The sequence below is a fragment of the Pseudomonas sp. LBUM1662 genome, from assembly GCF_059695915.1.
This window is the reverse complement of record NZ_CP166793.1, coordinates 708,452-725,229: the sequence shown is the minus strand read 5'-3', so window position 1 is coordinate 725,229 and position 16,778 is coordinate 708,452. Positions and strand designations below refer to the sequence as shown.

Genomic DNA, 16,778 nt, shown 5'->3' with positions numbered 1-16,778 from the left:
TCAATGTACAGCGGGTATCCGGACGTTTTTCTGCGGATGCGCGGTGAAAAATCTTACGCACCGGAAGGGGAATTGCGGCCAGCAGATCTGGCCGCGATGGCTTAACCGGCAGGCTTGTCGCCGTACCAGCGTGGCGTGTACACCCACTGGCCACCCTCGGCACGCGGGAACACGCAGGTGGTGGAAGAGCCGACCAGCACCATGGTGCGCATGTCGACCTGATCGGGTGTCAGTTCACCGAGCGTGGTGACACGCAACGTCTGGCCCGGACGACCAATGTCGCGCCCCAACACCACCGGTGTTTCAGCGGTGCGATGTTGAGCGACAATCTCCAGCGCCCGACCCAGTTGCCAGGGACGCGACCGCGAAATCGGGTTGTAGAACGCCAACGCCAGATCGGCCTGAGACGCCAGGTCCAGGCGCTTCTCGATGATCGCCCACGGCTTGAGATTGTCCGACAGCGACATCACGCAGAAGTCGTGGCCCAACGGCGCCCCGGCTTGGGCCGCCGTTGCCAGGGACGCCGAGACGCCTGGAAGAATCTCCAGATCAACGCTGTGCCAGCTCGGCTCACTCGACTCGTGCAATGCCTCAAGCACCGCCGCCGCCATGGCGAACACACCCGGATCACCCGACGACACCACCACCACCGAGCGCCCTTGGGCTGCCAGCTCAAAGGCGTGCCGAGCGCGCTGCATTTCCTCGCGATTGTCAGTGCAATGCAGCACTTGATCCTCGCGGAACGGACCGGCCATGCGCACGTAAGTCTCATAACCCAGCACGTCATTGGCGCGTGCCAGTTCGGCCTTGACCGCCGGCACCATCAGTTCTGCGGCGCCAGGGCCCAGGCCGATCACGGCCAAACGACCGCGCGCACGACCGATCTGTGCAACCTCCAGTGGCTGGCTTGCCACCGCGATAGCGATGCCGGTATCCGCCGACACGACGGCAGCATTCGGCAGGGTGTGGCGGGCCAGCTCGCTGACGCCGCCGCTGACCGAGGCAAACCGCAGCGGCACGCCCAGCTCCAGTGCCGCCTCACGCAACGCCGGATTGGCCATGTGCAGTTCGCTGGCCAGCAGGCACGCCAGCGACTGCGCGGCGATGTTCGCCTGATGCAGCGCCGTGCGAATCGCAGTCGGCAGATCCGCCACCTCGGTGTTCACCGCCACCAGCACGCTGCGCGGGTAGATCAGCAATTCATTCGCCGTCGGCGTGCGCTCAGCACTGCCAACATGGATCGACAAAGGCGCCTGAGCGTCTTCCGGCAACTGCGCTTGCGCCAGCCACGGCGCGGCGCCTTCGATGCGCACGCTTTGGCCGGACAGCAAGTCCGAGACGAAGCGTTTACCCAGCTCCAGATCACCAAGGGCGTAACCGCTGGGTGGATTGAGCAGGCAGGTGCCGAAGCGCAACTCACCGCTCGTGGTAATCGCGGCGGCTACTTCGAGACTGGCTGCAATCTCCCGCGCCATGACGTTCACGCCACCGAGGCCGCCCAACAACGGCACCACGGCGCTGCCGTCTTCGGCCACGGCCAGCACCGGCGGTTCGGCACCCTTTTCCAACAACAACGACGCGAGGGTGCGGATGACGATCCCGGCGGCGCACAAGGCAATGATCGGCGTGTCCTGCTGATACAACTCACGCAAGGTCGCGCCGAACTCGTGATAGACCCGGTCCGCGCCCTCAACCCTTTCGGCCAGGCCATGGATCAAGGCGCCGGGATAAACCTGCTGGATCTTGCGCGCGGTGGCGAGGCTGCCGTTGCCCAGAATGACAATCGCCGGAACTGGACGGGCCATCAGCCTTGCCACCTTTTGCCGGGAACGATGATCAGCGAGAAGTACGGCGAGGACATCGGTTCGACCTGATCCAGCGGGACGATTTTCTGATTGGCCATGGTTGCGCGCTCGACGTACAACGCACGCTCCGCCAGACCGAGTTCTTCAAGCACCTGACGAACCTTGGGGAAGTTGCGCCCCAGCTTCATGATCACCGCCGCATCGGCATCGGCCAGACGACGCTTGAGGTCCTCGTGCGGCAACACGCCGGACAGCACCGACAAACTCTGATTGCGATACACCAACGGCGCGCCCAGTACCGAAGCGCCACCGAGCATCGAGCAAACGCCCGGCACCACTTCGGCTTCATAACGGTCGGCCAGGCGATCGTGCAGGTACATGTAGGAGCCGTAGAAGAACGGATCGCCTTCGCAGATCACCGCCACGTCACGGCCAGCGTCCAGATGCGCAGCGAGTTCTTCGCCCGCCGCATCGTAGAAATCGCTGATCACTTGCTCGTACGACAGCGGCGCCGGCAGCGCTTCGGTGGTCACCGGATACACCAGCGGCAGCAGCGTTTGCGCGTCTTGCAAATGCGCTTCGATGATGCCGAAAGCGTTGCCCTTTTTGCCCTTGGCGACGAAGTACGCCACCACGGGCGATTCGCGCAGCAGGCGCAGGGCTTTGACGGTAATCAGCTCCGGATCACCAGGGCCCACGCCCAGGCCGATCAAGCGTCCAGGGGTCTGCATCATTCGATCTCCGTGGCGAGGGCGTTGACGGCGGCGGCGGCCATGGCGCTACCGCCCAGCCGGCCTTGCATGATCACAAACGGCACGCCACGGCTGTCTGCGGCGAGCGCGGCCTTGGATTCGGCAGCGCCGACGAAGCCGACCGGAAAGCCGAGGATCAGTGCCGGTTTCGGTGCGCCGGCGTCGAGCATTTCCAACAGATAGAACAACGCGGTCGGCGCGTTGCCGATCACCACGACGCTGCCTTCCAGATGCGGGCGCCACAACTCCAGCGCGGCGGCGGAGCGGGTGTTGCCCAGCTCACGGGCCAGCTCCGGAACGCTTTCATCGCGCAGGGTGCAGATCACCTGGTTGTTGGCCGGCAACCGCGTGCGGGTCACGCCCTCGCTGACCATCCGCGCGTCGCACAGGATCGGCGCACCGGCAGCCAGCGCCTCGCGCCCGGCCTTGCCCGCGCCTTCCGAGAATTGCAGACCGTCGATGGCATCGACCATGCCGCAGGCGTGGATCACCCGCACCGCGAGTTTTTCCAGATCGGCCGGGATGCGCTCGAGGTTCGCCTCGGCACGAATGATCGCGAAGGAGTTGCGATAGATCTCCTGACCGTCGCGGATGTAATCAAGCATCTAAGGGGCTCCGTGAGCGGGCGTCGAGCAAAGTCGCGACCGCTTCAATAGTAAGGTTGCGTGCGTACAGCGTGCCGAAACCCGGCTGCGCTGCATCGCGAAAATAGAGGTCGTAGTGACCGGGAGAAACCGCCAGCAAAGTCACTGGCGCAACGTGCGCAGCCGCGCAGGAACGCGGGCAGCCGGACAGGTGCACATTCAGCATCTGGCCGTGACGTTGCAGCAGCGCCGCCAGTTGCCGGGCATCGCCCTTGGTGTCGGCCAGGCCTTTGCCGCAACCGGTCGAACCGGTGCAGGCGATGAGATGCGCCAGGGCATCGTCGGGTGAACAGCGCAGGCCGAGGCGTTCGAGGCTGTGGATAACGTGAGGCGCGTCGTCGCCATGGACGCCGGGGATCAACAGGCTTTGCCAAGGCGTGAAACGCAAGGAGCCGTCGCCCTGTTCGCGGGCCAGTTGTGCGGCGCCCCGGAGCATCGCCGGATTCAGGCGGCCCAGCGGCGGCACTGCGCCGATATACACACGCCCGGCGTCACGCTGTGGATGAGCGCCGATGTGCAGCACATCTGGATTGGCCTGACGTTGCCAACCCTCGATAGACATCAACGGCACACGCTCGCCAAGACGCGCGAGAAACGTGTCGAGCGAACATTCGGCGAGCAGGTGCCGCATGCGGGTCTGCTCGGGGCGCGCCAGTTCAAGGAACAACTCCAGCACCGCGACCACCAGTGCATGCCCCCGCGCCAGCGATACCGCGCCGACGGGCGGGTCGACAAGGCAACCCGCCAGGCCGAACACAAACACTCGCTCACCGTCTCGTTCGGCAGCGGACAGCCATACATCATGAGGGTGTTCGAGCATCGCCAGCCCTTCGCCGCCATCCAGTTGCACGGCGAACTTGGCGCTGAGGTCGTGGAAGCGCTCATCGTTTTGCAGCGTGGCGAGGATCTGTTCAGCGAGCGGGCGCGTATCGATCAGCATCTGTCGATCAATGCCGGCGCCGGGGCTGAGCATCAGATTGCGCACGTCATCGCCCGCCGCGCTGGTCGGACCGAGCCCGGCCGCCATCAAGCTGTCGATCAAGGCGCCGTGCTCACTGCCGATCCCGCGAATCTGCAGATTGGCGCGGTTGGTGGCCTCAATCACTGCGCCAGCAAAACGCTCGGCCGCATCGGCCACCGCTTCGGCTTGCGCGACACTGATTGAACCGCCATTCAATTTGATCCGGCAGATGCCGCCGTCCAATGCCTGGACGATACGCAACAACCCCGGACAGGCCGAGGGACGTAAAGCGGTGGACATCGGGCGTTCGTTCAATGAGTGACCGGCTGACTGGATGCACATGAAGGGCGAAGGGCTGCCATTATGCCTGCTTTGCCCGAGCGCATGAAAAGTCTGCCGGTCGGAAACGCTGCCGAAGTATCAATCAAGCAAAAGAAGGCTTCGGCCTGAGCGGAATCAGAGCTCGTACTCGCTGAACTTGAGCGCCAGGGCTACAACCTCTTCTTCGACGGTTTGTCGAATGGCGTCCATGTCTCGACGCTTGATCTCCAACCGCCGAATCCGGATATCCAATTGAGACAGGCTCTGGTCGATTGTCCAGAACAGGTAGGGAGTAGTGATGCCCAACTTGATCATCCGGACATGACTGACCACCATTTCCAAATCCCCGTTGGACTTGTAATTGACCGGCACTATGTTGAAGCCGAATATTTTCCCACTGGCACCCGCAATCTTCGTCAACAACCGGGTATCACTCTCAAGCCTTTCAAGTGCTGCCTGAACATGTGCAATTTGTCCGCTCGCGAGGTAAGGACGTGCTGCTTTAAACCAGGCTTCTTTCAAACTGCCCGAGAACTGCGGCTTGATAAACTCGACCGGATCGGCAAGCTGCCAACCCATTGACCAAAACTTACCGGAGTAATAATCGAACCAAGGCCCGGGCTGCGTATCGTTCTTTGCGAATTTATCCGCACCATGCTGGGCCAGAAAAATGCAATTCTTGACAAAGTCATTGTCGGCGACGGCCTGACCAGCAATGCCGGTCAGCAGAACATTATTGGTCATCAGTGCATCATGTTCGACGACACCTTTAACTAACTCGTTATCCATATACGTTTTTTCATCCTTGATAGTGTCGCAGCCTATGGCTGCCAAATATTTAAATACGTGTAAGGTTGCGCAACCAGAACAAAAACAAAACTACCAAAACGCCCCTTCCAACAAACGATTTTTCCTCAACATTAAGTGTCTGAAACTCTGCGTATTCCTGCCCCCGCCATAGACTCGCGTCAGATGGCAGAAGCCGCGCTATCATGCCGCCTTTGAACTTGAACATTGGGTTGAGGAACAACATGGCTTCCTGGCTGACAGTAGTAGGCATCGGCGAAGACGGCTTCAAGGGCCTGGGCAAAAATGCCCGACACGCCCTGTTGCGCGCTTCGCGGATCGTTGGCGGTCAGCGACAACTGGATTTGCTGCCGGCCTGCATCCGTGGCGAGCGGCAGTTGTGGCCCAGCCCTTTTTCCCTTGAACCGGTCCTGGCGCTACGTGGCGAACCGGTCTGCGTGCTGGCCAGCGGCGACCCGATGTTCTTTGGCGTCGGTGCCAGCCTTGCCCGGCAAGTGCCCAACGCCGAAATGCTGATCCTGCCGGCACCCTCCTCTTGCTCGCTCGCGGCGGCGCGAATGGGTTGGCCGTTGCAGGAGGTGGTGACGCTTTCGGTGGTCGCCCGGCCCCTCGCCGCCCTCAACGCACAGTTGTTCAGCGGCGTACGTTTGCTGGTGCTGAGCAACGATGGCCAAAGCCCGGCCGCCATTGCGGCACTGCTGCGTGAGCGCGGTTTTGGTGCGAGCCGTCTCAGCGTGCTGGAACATCTGGGCGGCGCCGCCGAACGGCGCATTGATGGGGTGGCCAATGACTGGAACGATCCAGCGGTTGCCGACCTGAACCTGATCGCCATCGAGTGCATCGCCGAGCCGAACACACCGCGTCTCTCGCGACTGGCCGGCCTGCCAGACTCGGCCTTCAAGCATGACGGTCAACTGACCAAACGCGACGTCCGCGCGATCACCCTTGCGCGCCTCGCCCCGGTCCCCGGCGAACTGCTGTGGGATGTCGGCGCCGGCAGCGGCTCGATCGGCATCGAATGGATGCGCGCTCACCCCGCTTGCCGCGCATTGGCGATCGAAGCCGATGAAGGCCGGCAGCTGTTGATCGAACACAACCGCGATGCCCTTGGCGTGCCCGGCCTGCAACTGATTCGTGGCAGTGCGCCGCACGCCTTGGTCGGGCTTGAACGTCCGGATGCAATCTTCATCGGTGGCGGCGTGACCCGCGAGGGCGTACTCGACGCCTGTTGGGCGCAACTCAAACCCGGTGGTCGGCTGATCGCCAACGCGGTCACGCTGCAAAGCGAAGTGACCCTGATGGCCTGGCGCGAGCGCCACGGCGGCGAGCTGACCCGCATTCACGTCGCCCAAGCCCAGCCGCTGGGGGAATTCGACACCTGGCGCCAGGCGTTGCCCATCACCTTGCTGGACGTGACGAAGCCTTTCGATGCGTGACGAAACCGCCGAACAACCCGCCCCGCTACGCAGCGGCCTGACCACCGGGAGTTGCGCGACCGCGACCAGTCTCGCGGCGGCGCGATTATTGTTGAGCGGAATGAGCGCGGACGCCGTGGAAATCGTGTTGCCCAAGGGCAAACAAGTACAGATGCGCCTGGAGTTCTGCCGACTGATCGACGACGGCGCCGAAGCCGGGACGATCAAGGATGCCGGGGACGACCCGGACGTGACCCATGGCGCGCTGTTGTATTCACAGGTGCGACTCAGTGGCGAGCCGGGCATCCGCTTCAAGGCAGGTCGCGGCGTCGGCACGGTCACCCGGCCAGGGCTGGTGCTGGGCGTCGGCGAGCCGGCGATCAATCCGGTGCCGCGCAAAATGATCACCGAACACCTGACGTTGCTGGCTACAGAGCTCGGCTATGGCGGCGGCTTTGAGGTCACGGTCAACGTCGAGGACGGCGAGGCGCTGGCGTTGAAAACCATGAACCCGCGACTGGGCATTCTCGGCGGGCTGTCGATCCTTGGCACCAGCGGCATCGTTCGGCCGTTTTCCTGCGCGGCCTACATCGCCTCGATCCACCAGGGCATCGACGTCGCCAAAACCAACGGTTACCTGCACATCGCCGCGTGTACCGGCAACGCCAGCGAGGACACCATGCGCCGCGTCTACGACCTGCCGGAAATCGCCCTGATCGAAATGGGCGACTTCGTCGGTGCCGTCCTCAAACACGTGCGCAAAGTACCGGTGGAGAAACTCAGCCTGTGCGGCGGCTTTGGCAAGATCAGCAAACTGGCGGCCGGGCACATGGACTTGCACAGTCGGCATTCCAGCATCGACCTGCCGCAACTGGCCGAATGGGCCGCCGCGATTGGCGCCGACGAGGCGTTGCAGCAAGGCATTCGCGAAGCCAATACCAGTCAGCAAGCGCTGGCGATGGCCAGCGCGGCGGGCATCGCCCTCGGTGATGCGGTGTGTCAGCACGCGTTGGACTTTGCCCGTAGCGTGGTGCCGACGCAGGTTCAGGTTGAAGTGTTTGCCATCGATCGCCAGGGCGGGATTGTCGGCCATGCGGGAGCTTTTCAATGAAGCGTATTTTGCTGCTGGGCGGCGTAACCGAAGCCTTGGCCATCGCCCGTACGCTGGGGCCGGAACATATCTACAGCCTGGCCGGCGTCGGTCGCGTGCCGACGGATCTGACTTGCCAGGTGCGCGTCGGCGGCTACGGCGGTGCCGAAGGCCTGGCGCAGTTCATTCGCGATGAAGGGATCGACCTGCTGCTGGACGCGACCCATCCCTACGCTGCACAAATCAGCCTGAACACCGCCACCGCCGCGAAGCTGACCGGTACAGCTTGCTGGGCGCTAAGGCGTCCGGCGTGGCAACCACAGACCGGCGATGACTGGCGCGAGGTCAGCGATTGGGCCGAACTCATCAAGGCCCTGAACCCCTTCCGCCGACCGCTGTTCACCCTCGGCCGCGAACCCTTGCAGCACCTGCACGAAATCCCGCCGGAGCAATTCTGGACCCTGCGCGCACTGGACGTTTACCCCGGCAACGAACGCTGCGAAGTGATCGGCGCACGTGGGCCGTTTGTGATCGAGGATGAACGGGCGCTGTTTGAACGTCGGCAAATTGATGTGCTGATCAGCAAGAACAGCGGCAGCACCGCCACCGAGCCGAAACTGGAAGTGGCCCGGGAGCGTGGGGTGCCGGTGATTGTGTTGCGGCGGCCGGTGCTGCCGGGGGTGGATCGGGAGTTTGGGTCGGTGGCAGATGTGCTGGCAGCCCTGACAGCAGAAACCACCCCATACCTGTAGCAGCTGGCGAAGCCTGCGTTCGGCTGCGCAGCAGACGTAAAATCTTGCAGCGCGATCCTGCTGGTAAACGGTGGTGTCAGGATTTACGACTGCTGCGCAGCCGAACGCAGGCTTCGCCAGCTGCTACAGGAATGCGCAACGCCCTACATCTCTATCGGACCTCACACACAACATCATCCAAAACGACCGACTAGTCGGATCGTAATTCCGTCCGTATGTTTCTGAGCCCTTGAACAAGCGACTCGGAGACTACGATGACCGAACAATTCACCCGTTTCGACGCTGCCGAATTTCTTAAAACACCTGAGGAAATGGCCGCTTATCTGGATGCATGCTTTGACGAAGATGCAGGCGATGGAGTGCTCATACGTGCCGCACTCAACGACATTGCCCGTGCACAGGGTATGACCCAGGTTGCCCGTGACGCAGGCCTGGGTCGTGAAAGTTTGTACAAAGCATTGGGAAGCACTGGCAATCCAGAATTCGCGACTATCATGAAGGTTATGAAAGCCTTGGGCCTGCGCTTGCATGCCACGGCTCTTTGATTGCGCTGCGACACCACACCGCACGCCGCTTTTTTACTTATCGGCCCTGATCAGGCTAAATAGCCGCGCCTGATCGCCCACCCAACGGATTTTCTCCCATGTCCCGACAACGGCTTGCAATTGCCTGGATCGCCTGCTTCGCAGTGCTGTTCAACATGCTCGCCATGCCGATGACCGGAGCCATGGCGCAGTCGGCGAAATCACCCGCCGAGCAATTGTTGTGGGGCAGTTTCTGTACGTCCAGCGGCACGAAGATGGTGGCGATTTCCCTGGGCGACCTCGAGCAGAAAGCTCCGCAGAACGACGATCATTCCAACATGCAGCATTGCTGGTGCTGCTCCGGTTCCGCACCGTTGGTGGCGTTGCCCGGGCATGTGCCGCAGCTGTATTTCGCCCGTTTCGAGGCCAATCGAAGCGTGCCTGCCGCCTCTCTCGAAACACCGACCCCGCGCCAGCAATGGCCGAGCCTCAACCCCCGCGCGTCCCCTCTGGTGTGATTCTTTCTCGCAATTGACCTGCGTCTTGAATCGCTCTGGAGAACTGCCATGTTGAACAAACTCATCGTTCTGGCTGCGTTGCTGCTGCCTGCCTGCTTTGCCAATGCCCACGAATACAAGGCTGGCGAACTGGAGATCGCTCACCCGTGGTCGCAGGAGTTGCCGCCCAACGCGCCAACCGTAGCGGCTTATTTCGTCATTCAGAACCCAGGCAAAACGGCCGACCGCCTGCTCAGCGTCGACTCGCCGATTGCCGCTGAAGCGCAATTGCATGAGCACGTCATGCAAAACGACCTGATGAAAATGCAGCAAGTGCCGAGCGTCGAGATTCCTGCCGGTGGCAACGTCACGTTTGCGCCGATGGCCTATCACGTGATGCTGCTGAACCTGAAAGACCGCAGCCTGCTGAGCGACGGCAAGCGTTTCCCGCTGACGATGCACTTCGAAAAGGCCGGTGATGTGACCGTCGAAGTCTCGGTGCAGAAGAAGCCGCCTGAAGACTCGCAAATGCACGCCCACGCCCAGTAATCGACTGAGCAGAACACGCCATGCGCCCGCTTAGCGCCAGGTCATCCGCCCACCGTCGTCAGCCTTCAAGCCTGACGCGCGGTAGCTGGATTAGCTTGTTCGCCATGCTGATGATCTTTATCGGCCCGCTGATTTCCCAGTCGATGCCGATGGATCAACGCGCCTCATCGATGTCGATGAGCATGTCGATGGACATGAGCATGGACATGTCGGCCATGGAGCACGCCGACCACGGCGCGCAACCTGCTGCCGAACACTGCCCGCCCAAAGCATCGCACCACGCGCTCTGGGAGAAATGCGGCTATTGCAGCCTGCTGTTCAATTGCCCGGCGCTGACCGGCGGCCAGACCTTCGCCGCGTTCGACACACCCACCGCCACCACCTTCACCACGCCCTCCCCTCGCCTGGGTCATGCCCGGCAAACGTTCTTCCCCGGCGCCCGAACCCGCGCCCCGCCCAGCGTCGTGTAAACACCACCCCGATCTCACACGGTCCGTAAGACTGCCAAAGCAACCTGTGGGAGCGAGCCTGCTCGCGATAGCGGAGTGTCAGCCAGCTTTATGTCATCTGACACACCGCATTCGCGAGCAGGCTCGCTCCCACAAGGACTGCGTTGGCTGCCGGCCGTGTCGTTTACGACTGTTCGATGGAAATTGTCATGTCCAGGTTTGCTGCTGACACACGCTTGAGCCCTGCCCAAGCCTCTTTTGCCCAAAACGAATCCGCTATTCGTTTCAGGCACGCCACTGCCGTCCTTTGCGGCGCACTGCTGACACCCTCGGTGCTGGCCAACGAACACGCGGGCCACAGTGAAGAACTGAGCCCGACGGTCATTACCGCGATCGCGCCGAGTTCGCCGCTGACCATCGTCACCAACCCCAAGGACCCGCGCCAACCGGTGCCGGCCAGCGACGGTGGCGATTACCTGAAAACCATCCCCGGCTTCGCCCTGGTACGCAACGGCGGCACCAACGGCGATCCGGTGCTGCGCGGCATGTTCGGTTCGCGGCTGAACATCCTCACCAACGGCGGCCAATTGCTCGGCGCCTGCCCCGGCCGGATGGACGCGCCCACCTCCTACATCTCGCCGGAAACCTACGACAAACTCACCGTCATCAAAGGCCCGCAAACGGTGCTATGGGGACCGGGCGCCTCAGCCGGTACGATCCTCTTCGACCGTGAACCGGAAAGCTTCGGCGAACTCGGCACGCGCGTGAACGCCAGCGTATTGGCCGGTTCCAACGGGCGTTTTGACAAAGTGGTGGACGCCGCTGCTGGCGGGCCGCTGGGTTACGTGCGCGTGATCGGCAACACCGCGCATTCCGATGACTATCGGGACGGCAACAACGACACCGTGCCGTCGCGCTACGACAAATGGAACGGCGACGTGGCACTCGGCTGGACGCCGGACGCCGACACCCTGCTGGAACTGACCGCCGGCAAGGGCGATGGTGAAGCGCGTTACGCCGGGCGCGGCATGGACGGCTCGCAGTTCAAGCGTGAAAGCCTGGGACTGCGCTTCGAGAAGTCCAACATCGGCGAGGTGCTGGATAAGATCGAAGCGCAGATCTACTACAACTACGCCGACCATGTGATGGACAACTACACCCTGCGCACGCCGTCCGGCACCGGGATGATGGCCGGTCCGATGGCCTCCAACGTCGACCGCCGGACCCTCGGCGGGCGGATCAAAGCCACCTGGCGCTGGGCCGATGTGCAATTGATCAGCGGCATCGACGCGCAGACCAACGAGCATCGCCAACGCGGCAGCATGGGCATCGATACCTACAAGGACCTGCCGTATACCAAGGATGCCGATTTCCATAACTACGGTGTGTTCAGCGAACTGACCTGGTACGCCGCCGACCGTGACCGGCTGATTACCGGCGCGCGCCTGGACCGCGCCTCGGCCAAGGATTATCGGCAGACCACGGGCTCGGGGATGATGACCCGCCCCAACCCGACCGCCGACGACACCCGCGCCGACACGTTGCCAAGCGGTTTCGTGCGCTACGAGCATGACCTCGCCGACAGCCCGACCACGCTGTACGCCGGCCTCGGTCATACCCAACGCTTCCCGGATTACTGGGAACTGTTTTCACCCAAGTCCGGCCCCGCCGGATCGGTGAATGCCTTCGATTCGATCAAGCCTGAGAAAACCACCCAGCTCGATTTCGGCCTGCAATACAAGACCGAAGACCTCGAAGCCTGGGCCTCGGGTTACGTCGGGCAAGTGCGCGATTACATCCTGTTCAACTACATCCCGACCCCGATGGGCACCACTTCCCAGGCCCAGAACATCGACGCGCGAATCATGGGCGGCGAACTCGGCGCGGCCTACCAGTTGACCTCGAACTGGAAAGCCGACGCGACCCTGGCCTACGCCTGGGGCAAGAACAGCAGCGATGGCAACGCATTGCCGCAAATGCCACCGCTGGACGCACGTTTCGGCCTGACCTACAGCGAAGACAACTGGAGCGCCGGAGCCTTGTGGCGCGTGGTCGCGGCGCAAAACCGCATCGATCGGAACAAGGGCAACGTGGTCGGCAAGGACTTCGACAAGACCCCGGGTTTTGGCGTGTTCTCGCTCAATGGCGCCTACCGCATCAACAAAAACTGGAAGGTCAGCAGTGGCGTCGACAACCTGTTCGGCAAGGCGTACGCCGAGCATTTGAACCTGGCCGGCAACGCCGGTTTTGGCTACCCGGCCAATGACCCGCAGGCCATTAAAGAACCGGGGCGAACGCTCTGGACCAAGGTGGATATGAGCTTTTAAGAGCTTCGCGGGCAAGCCTCGCTCCTACATTGTTCGCGTCGATCACAAACGATGCGAACGAAACCACTCCTGTAGGAGCGAGGCTTGCCCGCGAATGACTGCACAGCAGTCACCAGACAACAACAAAAGAACCAAGCCAAGCGGAGCACAACCGATGAAACAGCCCAAAGTGAATTTCTACAACCTGGCCTGGCGCTGGCATTTCTATGCCGGTCTGTTCGTCGCGCCTTTCATGGTGATGCTGGCCCTGACCGGCGTCATTTACCTGTTCAAGCCGCAACTCGATCCGTTGATGTACGGCAGCCTGATGAACGTCCCGGCCGGGCATCACACTGTCCCGGCCGACGACCTGCTCAAGCGGGTGAAACAGGCGTATCCAGAAGCAACGATCAAACAGTACCTGCCGCCGGTCAACGCCGAGCGCAGCGCGCAGTTTGTCGTGATCAATGGCGGCACCGAGCTCAACGTCTTTGTCGATCCCTACCAGGGCGACATCCTCGGCGAGCAAGACGCCAAGAAGAATCTGCAAGCGGTGGCGCGAGCGATTCATGGTGAATTGATGATCGGTACCGTCGGTGATCGATTGGTCGAACTGGCCGCCGGCTGGGGCGTGGTGCTGGTGGTTTCCGGCGTGTTCCTGTGGTGGCCGCGTGGCCAGGCCGCCGGCATTTTGTGGCCGCGCCTGACCAGTCGCGGTCGAGTACTGTGGCGTGATTTGCATGCCGTCACCGGCTTCTGGGGCGCATCGTTGCTGCTGGTGATGCTGCTCAGCGGCATGACCTGGACCGGGTTCTGGGGTCAGCAATATGCGCAGGTGTGGAACGTGTTCCCGGCCGCGATGTGGGACAACGTGCCCAAGTCCGACGTCGAGGCCCGCAGCCTCAACACCGCCACTCGCCAGACCGTGCCATGGGCCATGGAAAACACGCCGATGCCGATGTCCGGCGATCACGCCGAACACATGGCCCACGACGGCGCGAAAGCCGGCCCAGCGGCGCCGACCATCAGCCTGCAAGACGTGCAGAACATCGCCGTGCAACGCAAGGTCGAGCCGGGTTACAGCATCACCTTCCCGACCACGGCGACTGGAGTATTCACCATCGCCGTGTTTGCCGATGACCCGCGCAACGACGCCACGCTGCATGTCGATCAGTACACCGGCGATGTGCTCGCCGACGTGCGCTTCGAGCAATACGGCACCGTCGCCCGCGCCACGGAAATCGGCGTGATGCTGCATGAAGGCAAGATGTTCGGCCTGTTCAACCAGATCATCGTGCTGTTGATCTGCCTGATGATTTTGCTCAGTGCGGTCAGCGGCGTGGTGATCTGGTGGAAACGTCGTCCGCAAGGCAAGCTCGGTGTTCCACCGCTGCGCCACGACCTGCCGAAATGGAAAACCGCGATGGTCATCATGTTCGCATTGGCCGTGGCGTTTCCGTTGGTCGGTGCTTCGCTGGTCGTGGTGTGGCTGCTGGATCGCGTGCTGTTTTCGCGCTTCACCCGGCAAACTGAATCGGCCTCATCTTCATCATGAAACAGGCGAGATGCGCGGTTTAGAAGGACCTGTAGACTTTCCGCGCTTATCTCCGAGTGACTTTTAGTGTTACTGTATAACTCTAAATGCACCGCCTGACCCGCAGCCCTGGCTGCGGGTTTTCTTTTGAAGAAGTGATTCACCGTCCCGATGAACCAGTACCTCTTGTCCGGCCTCTGCCTGCTCGCCATGAACCACAGTGCCCGCGCGCAACCGTTGACGCTGTCCACCGGCACCATCACCGCCGACATGGTTGATGACGTAACCGTCAGCCTGAACACCCCGACCACTGCCGGTTCGCGCCTGAACCTCACGGCACTGGAAACTCCCGCCAGCGTCGAAAGCCTGACCGGTGAACAGATCCGTGCGCGCGGTGACCGCAGCGTGCAGGACGCGGTGTCGCGCAGCACCGGCATCAGCCGCACCGGCACGCCGGGCGATGGCGGCACGTCGTTGTCGGCGCGGGGGTTTACCGGGCAGGGTTCGGTGATGCAGTTGTATGACGGCAACCGGATGTACACCGGCATGGGCACTGTCACCTTTCCGGTCGACACCTGGTCGGTGGAACGCGTCGATGTGCTGCGCGGCCCGGCCTCGGTGCTGTACGGCGAAGGCGCGACCGGTGCGGTGGTCAACGTGATTCCGAAGAAGCCGTTTGCAGGCGAGATCGAAAACCACCTGCGTCTCGGCTACGGCTCGTACGACAGCCAGCAACAGGCATTTGATAGCGGCGGTTCCCTGAGCGACACCTTGAGCTACCGCTTGAACCTCAATCGCCTGCGCAGCAGCGGCTGGGTCGATCGCGGCGACTCGTCCAGCGACTTCATCAGCGCCGCTTTGCGCTGGCAGGCCACGGACGATCTGGCATTCACCCTCGCACACGATTACGGCGACCAGAAGCCGATGAATTACTTCGGTACGCCGTTGATTAATGGCCGCTTCAAAGAAAGCCTGCGCGACAAGAACTACAACGTCAGCAACGACAAGCAGCACTACAACGATCAATGGACCCGGCTGACCAGCGACTGGCAGATTTCCGATAACGTCAGCTCCAGCAACGAGCTGTATTACCTCAAGGCCCAACGTCGCTGGCAGAACGCCGAGAACTACAACTTCGATCGCGACAGCCAGCAACTCAGCCGCAGTGGTTATTTCGGCATCGGCCACAAACAGGAACAGGTCGGCGACCGCCAGACGTTCACCTTCAAGCACACGCTGTTCGGTCTCGACAGCCAGACCGTGACCGGCGTCGATTACAACCGCATCCGCTTCCAGCTCGACAGCAACTCGCCGTTCAACGATGTGCTGCCAAACGGTCAGCCTGTGGATCTGTATCACCCGCAACCGGGTCGAATTGAAAGCGCCGATCCGTACCGAGATCAATTTCAGTCCACCACTAAGCAGATGTCGGCCTTCGCTGAAAACCGCACGCAACTGAGCGAGCGCTGGTCGCTGGTGACCGGCGTGCGCCGCGACTACGTGCACGTGGATCGCGACAACCTGGTCGATGGCAGCCAAAGCGACAAGACCCTGACCGGCAATAACTGGAAGGCCGGGCTGGTGTTTGCGCTGACGCCGGACACTTCGTTCTACGGCCAGTACGCCACCAGCACCAACGGTGTCGGCGGTCTGATTTCCCTGAGCCCGAGCCAGCAGCAATATGACCTGGCGACGGCGAAGCAGACCGAGATCGGCGTGAAGCAGATGTTCTGGGATCAGCGCGGCGAGTGGACGCTGGCGGCCTATCGCATCGTCAAAAAGAAACTGCTGACCGACGACCCGGGCAACCCGACGCTCAAGCAGCAGGTCGGCCAGCAATCGTCCAATGGCCTGGAAGCCAGCCTCGATCTGCAACTGCCACACGCCTGGCAACTGCAGGCCAACGCCGCCATCGTCAAGGCCAAGTACGACGATTTTGAGGAAGTGGTCGGCGGTGTGCCGGTGTCGCGCAACGGTAATCATCCGGTCGACGTGCCACGGCGCACGGCGAATCTGTGGCTGAGCAAGGCGATCAACGATGACCTGAAGGCCGGCGCCGGTGTGCGTTATGTCGATGCCCGATATGCGGACATGGCCAACCGCAACGAGCTGCCGAGTTACACCGTGGTGGATGCCACGCTGTCGTGGAAAGCGTTGCGGGATACGACGCTGGGGTTGCAGGTTAACAATCTGTTTGACCGGCAGTATGCGCAAAGCCAATACAATGAGGGGCAGCAGTGGATCCTGGGTGAGCCACGGTCGTTTTTCGTCACTGCTGATTACACCTTTTGACTCAAGGGCCTCTTCGCGGGCAAGCCTCGCTCCTACAGGACTTATGTCGATCACAAAAATTGTGTACGACACAAATCCTG

General features: G+C 62.0%; 15 protein-coding genes. 10 read left to right on the top strand and 5 right to left on the bottom strand.

Annotated elements, in window-relative coordinates; translation table 11 throughout:
* Positions 1 to 101: 101 nt before the first annotated feature.
* The 5 genes from cobJ to ACA049_RS03135 form a co-directional block, all read right to left on the bottom strand.
* On the bottom strand, positions 102 to 1,805 hold the full coding sequence (gene cobJ / locus ACA049_RS03155; RefSeq protein WP_497333061.1) for a precorrin-3B C(17)-methyltransferase: 1,704 nt from the start codon (positions 1,803 to 1,805) through the stop codon (positions 102 to 104).
* Positions 1,805 to 2,539 carry a precorrin-2 C(20)-methyltransferase gene (locus ACA049_RS03150; RefSeq protein ID WP_497333059.1) on the bottom strand — a complete coding sequence of 245 codons (735 nt, stop codon included), beginning with the start codon at positions 2,537 to 2,539 and terminating at the stop codon, positions 1,805 to 1,807. The genes cobJ and ACA049_RS03150 overlap by 1 nt, the downstream gene beginning before the upstream one ends.
* Positions 2,536 to 3,162, bottom strand: coding sequence for a precorrin-8X methylmutase (locus ACA049_RS03145; RefSeq protein WP_407014677.1), 627 nt, complete (start codon positions 3,160 to 3,162; stop codon positions 2,536 to 2,538). The genes ACA049_RS03150 and ACA049_RS03145 overlap by 4 nt, the downstream gene beginning before the upstream one ends.
* Complete coding sequence (cobG, locus tag ACA049_RS03140) at positions 3,155 to 4,462, bottom strand: precorrin-3B synthase (RefSeq protein ID WP_497333057.1); 1,308 nt, start codon at positions 4,460 to 4,462, stop codon at positions 3,155 to 3,157. Before cobG ends, ACA049_RS03145 begins: the two co-directional genes overlap by 8 nt.
* 156 nt (positions 4,463 to 4,618) lie before the next feature.
* A complete protein-coding gene (locus ACA049_RS03135; RefSeq protein WP_497333055.1) occupies positions 4,619 to 5,272 on the bottom strand; it encodes a hypothetical protein in 654 nt (217 codons plus the stop codon).
* A 242-nt stretch (positions 5,273 to 5,514) separates the two neighbouring features.
* Here ACA049_RS03135 and cbiE point away from each other — a divergent pair, with 242 nt between their 5' ends.
* From cbiE to ACA049_RS03085, 10 genes are all read left to right on the top strand, one after another.
* Entirely contained in the window at positions 5,515 to 6,726 is a 1,212-nt protein-coding gene (gene cbiE / locus ACA049_RS03130) for a precorrin-6y C5,15-methyltransferase (decarboxylating) subunit CbiE (RefSeq protein ID WP_497333053.1), read from the top strand.
* Entirely contained in the window at positions 6,719 to 7,816 is a 1,098-nt protein-coding gene (locus ACA049_RS03125; RefSeq protein WP_497333051.1) for a cobalt-precorrin-5B (C(1))-methyltransferase, read from the top strand. Before cbiE ends, ACA049_RS03125 begins: the two co-directional genes overlap by 8 nt.
* Positions 7,813 to 8,547: a cobalt-precorrin-6A reductase gene (locus ACA049_RS03120; RefSeq protein ID WP_497333049.1), complete on the top strand. Its 735-nt coding sequence runs from the start codon at positions 7,813 to 7,815 to the stop codon at positions 8,545 to 8,547. The genes ACA049_RS03125 and ACA049_RS03120 overlap by 4 nt, the downstream gene beginning before the upstream one ends.
* Positions 8,548 to 8,801: 254 nt before the next feature.
* Positions 8,802 to 9,092: an addiction module antidote protein gene (locus ACA049_RS03115; RefSeq protein WP_109627766.1), complete on the top strand. Its 291-nt coding sequence runs from the start codon at positions 8,802 to 8,804 to the stop codon at positions 9,090 to 9,092.
* Positions 9,093 to 9,190: 98 nt separating this feature from the next.
* The gene (locus ACA049_RS03110) at positions 9,191 to 9,589 is read left to right on the top strand and encodes a DUF2946 domain-containing protein (RefSeq protein ID WP_497333047.1); all 399 of its coding nucleotides are present in this window, start codon (positions 9,191 to 9,193) and stop codon (positions 9,587 to 9,589) included.
* 48 nt (positions 9,590 to 9,637) lie between these two features.
* The gene (locus ACA049_RS03105) at positions 9,638 to 10,117 is read left to right on the top strand and encodes a copper chaperone PCu(A)C (RefSeq protein WP_497333045.1); all 480 of its coding nucleotides are present in this window, start codon (positions 9,638 to 9,640) and stop codon (positions 10,115 to 10,117) included.
* A gap of 20 nt (positions 10,118 to 10,137) precedes the next feature.
* Positions 10,138 to 10,587, top strand: coding sequence for a DUF2946 domain-containing protein (locus tag ACA049_RS03100; protein ID WP_497333043.1), 450 nt, complete (start codon positions 10,138 to 10,140; stop codon positions 10,585 to 10,587).
* A gap of 188 nt (positions 10,588 to 10,775) precedes the next feature.
* Positions 10,776 to 12,893, top strand: a complete 2,118-nt coding sequence (locus ACA049_RS03095; RefSeq protein ID WP_497333041.1) for a TonB-dependent copper receptor — start codon at positions 10,776 to 10,778, stop codon at positions 12,891 to 12,893.
* Positions 12,894 to 13,047: 154 nt separating this feature from the next.
* Positions 13,048 to 14,427 carry a PepSY-associated TM helix domain-containing protein gene (locus ACA049_RS03090; RefSeq protein WP_497333039.1) on the top strand — a complete coding sequence of 460 codons (1,380 nt, stop codon included), beginning with the start codon at positions 13,048 to 13,050 and terminating at the stop codon, positions 14,425 to 14,427.
* 150 nt (positions 14,428 to 14,577) lie between these two features.
* Positions 14,578 to 16,698 carry a TonB-dependent receptor gene (locus tag ACA049_RS03085; RefSeq protein WP_497333037.1) on the top strand — a complete coding sequence of 707 codons (2,121 nt, stop codon included), beginning with the start codon at positions 14,578 to 14,580 and terminating at the stop codon, positions 16,696 to 16,698.
* Positions 16,699 to 16,778 lie beyond the last annotated feature (80 nt).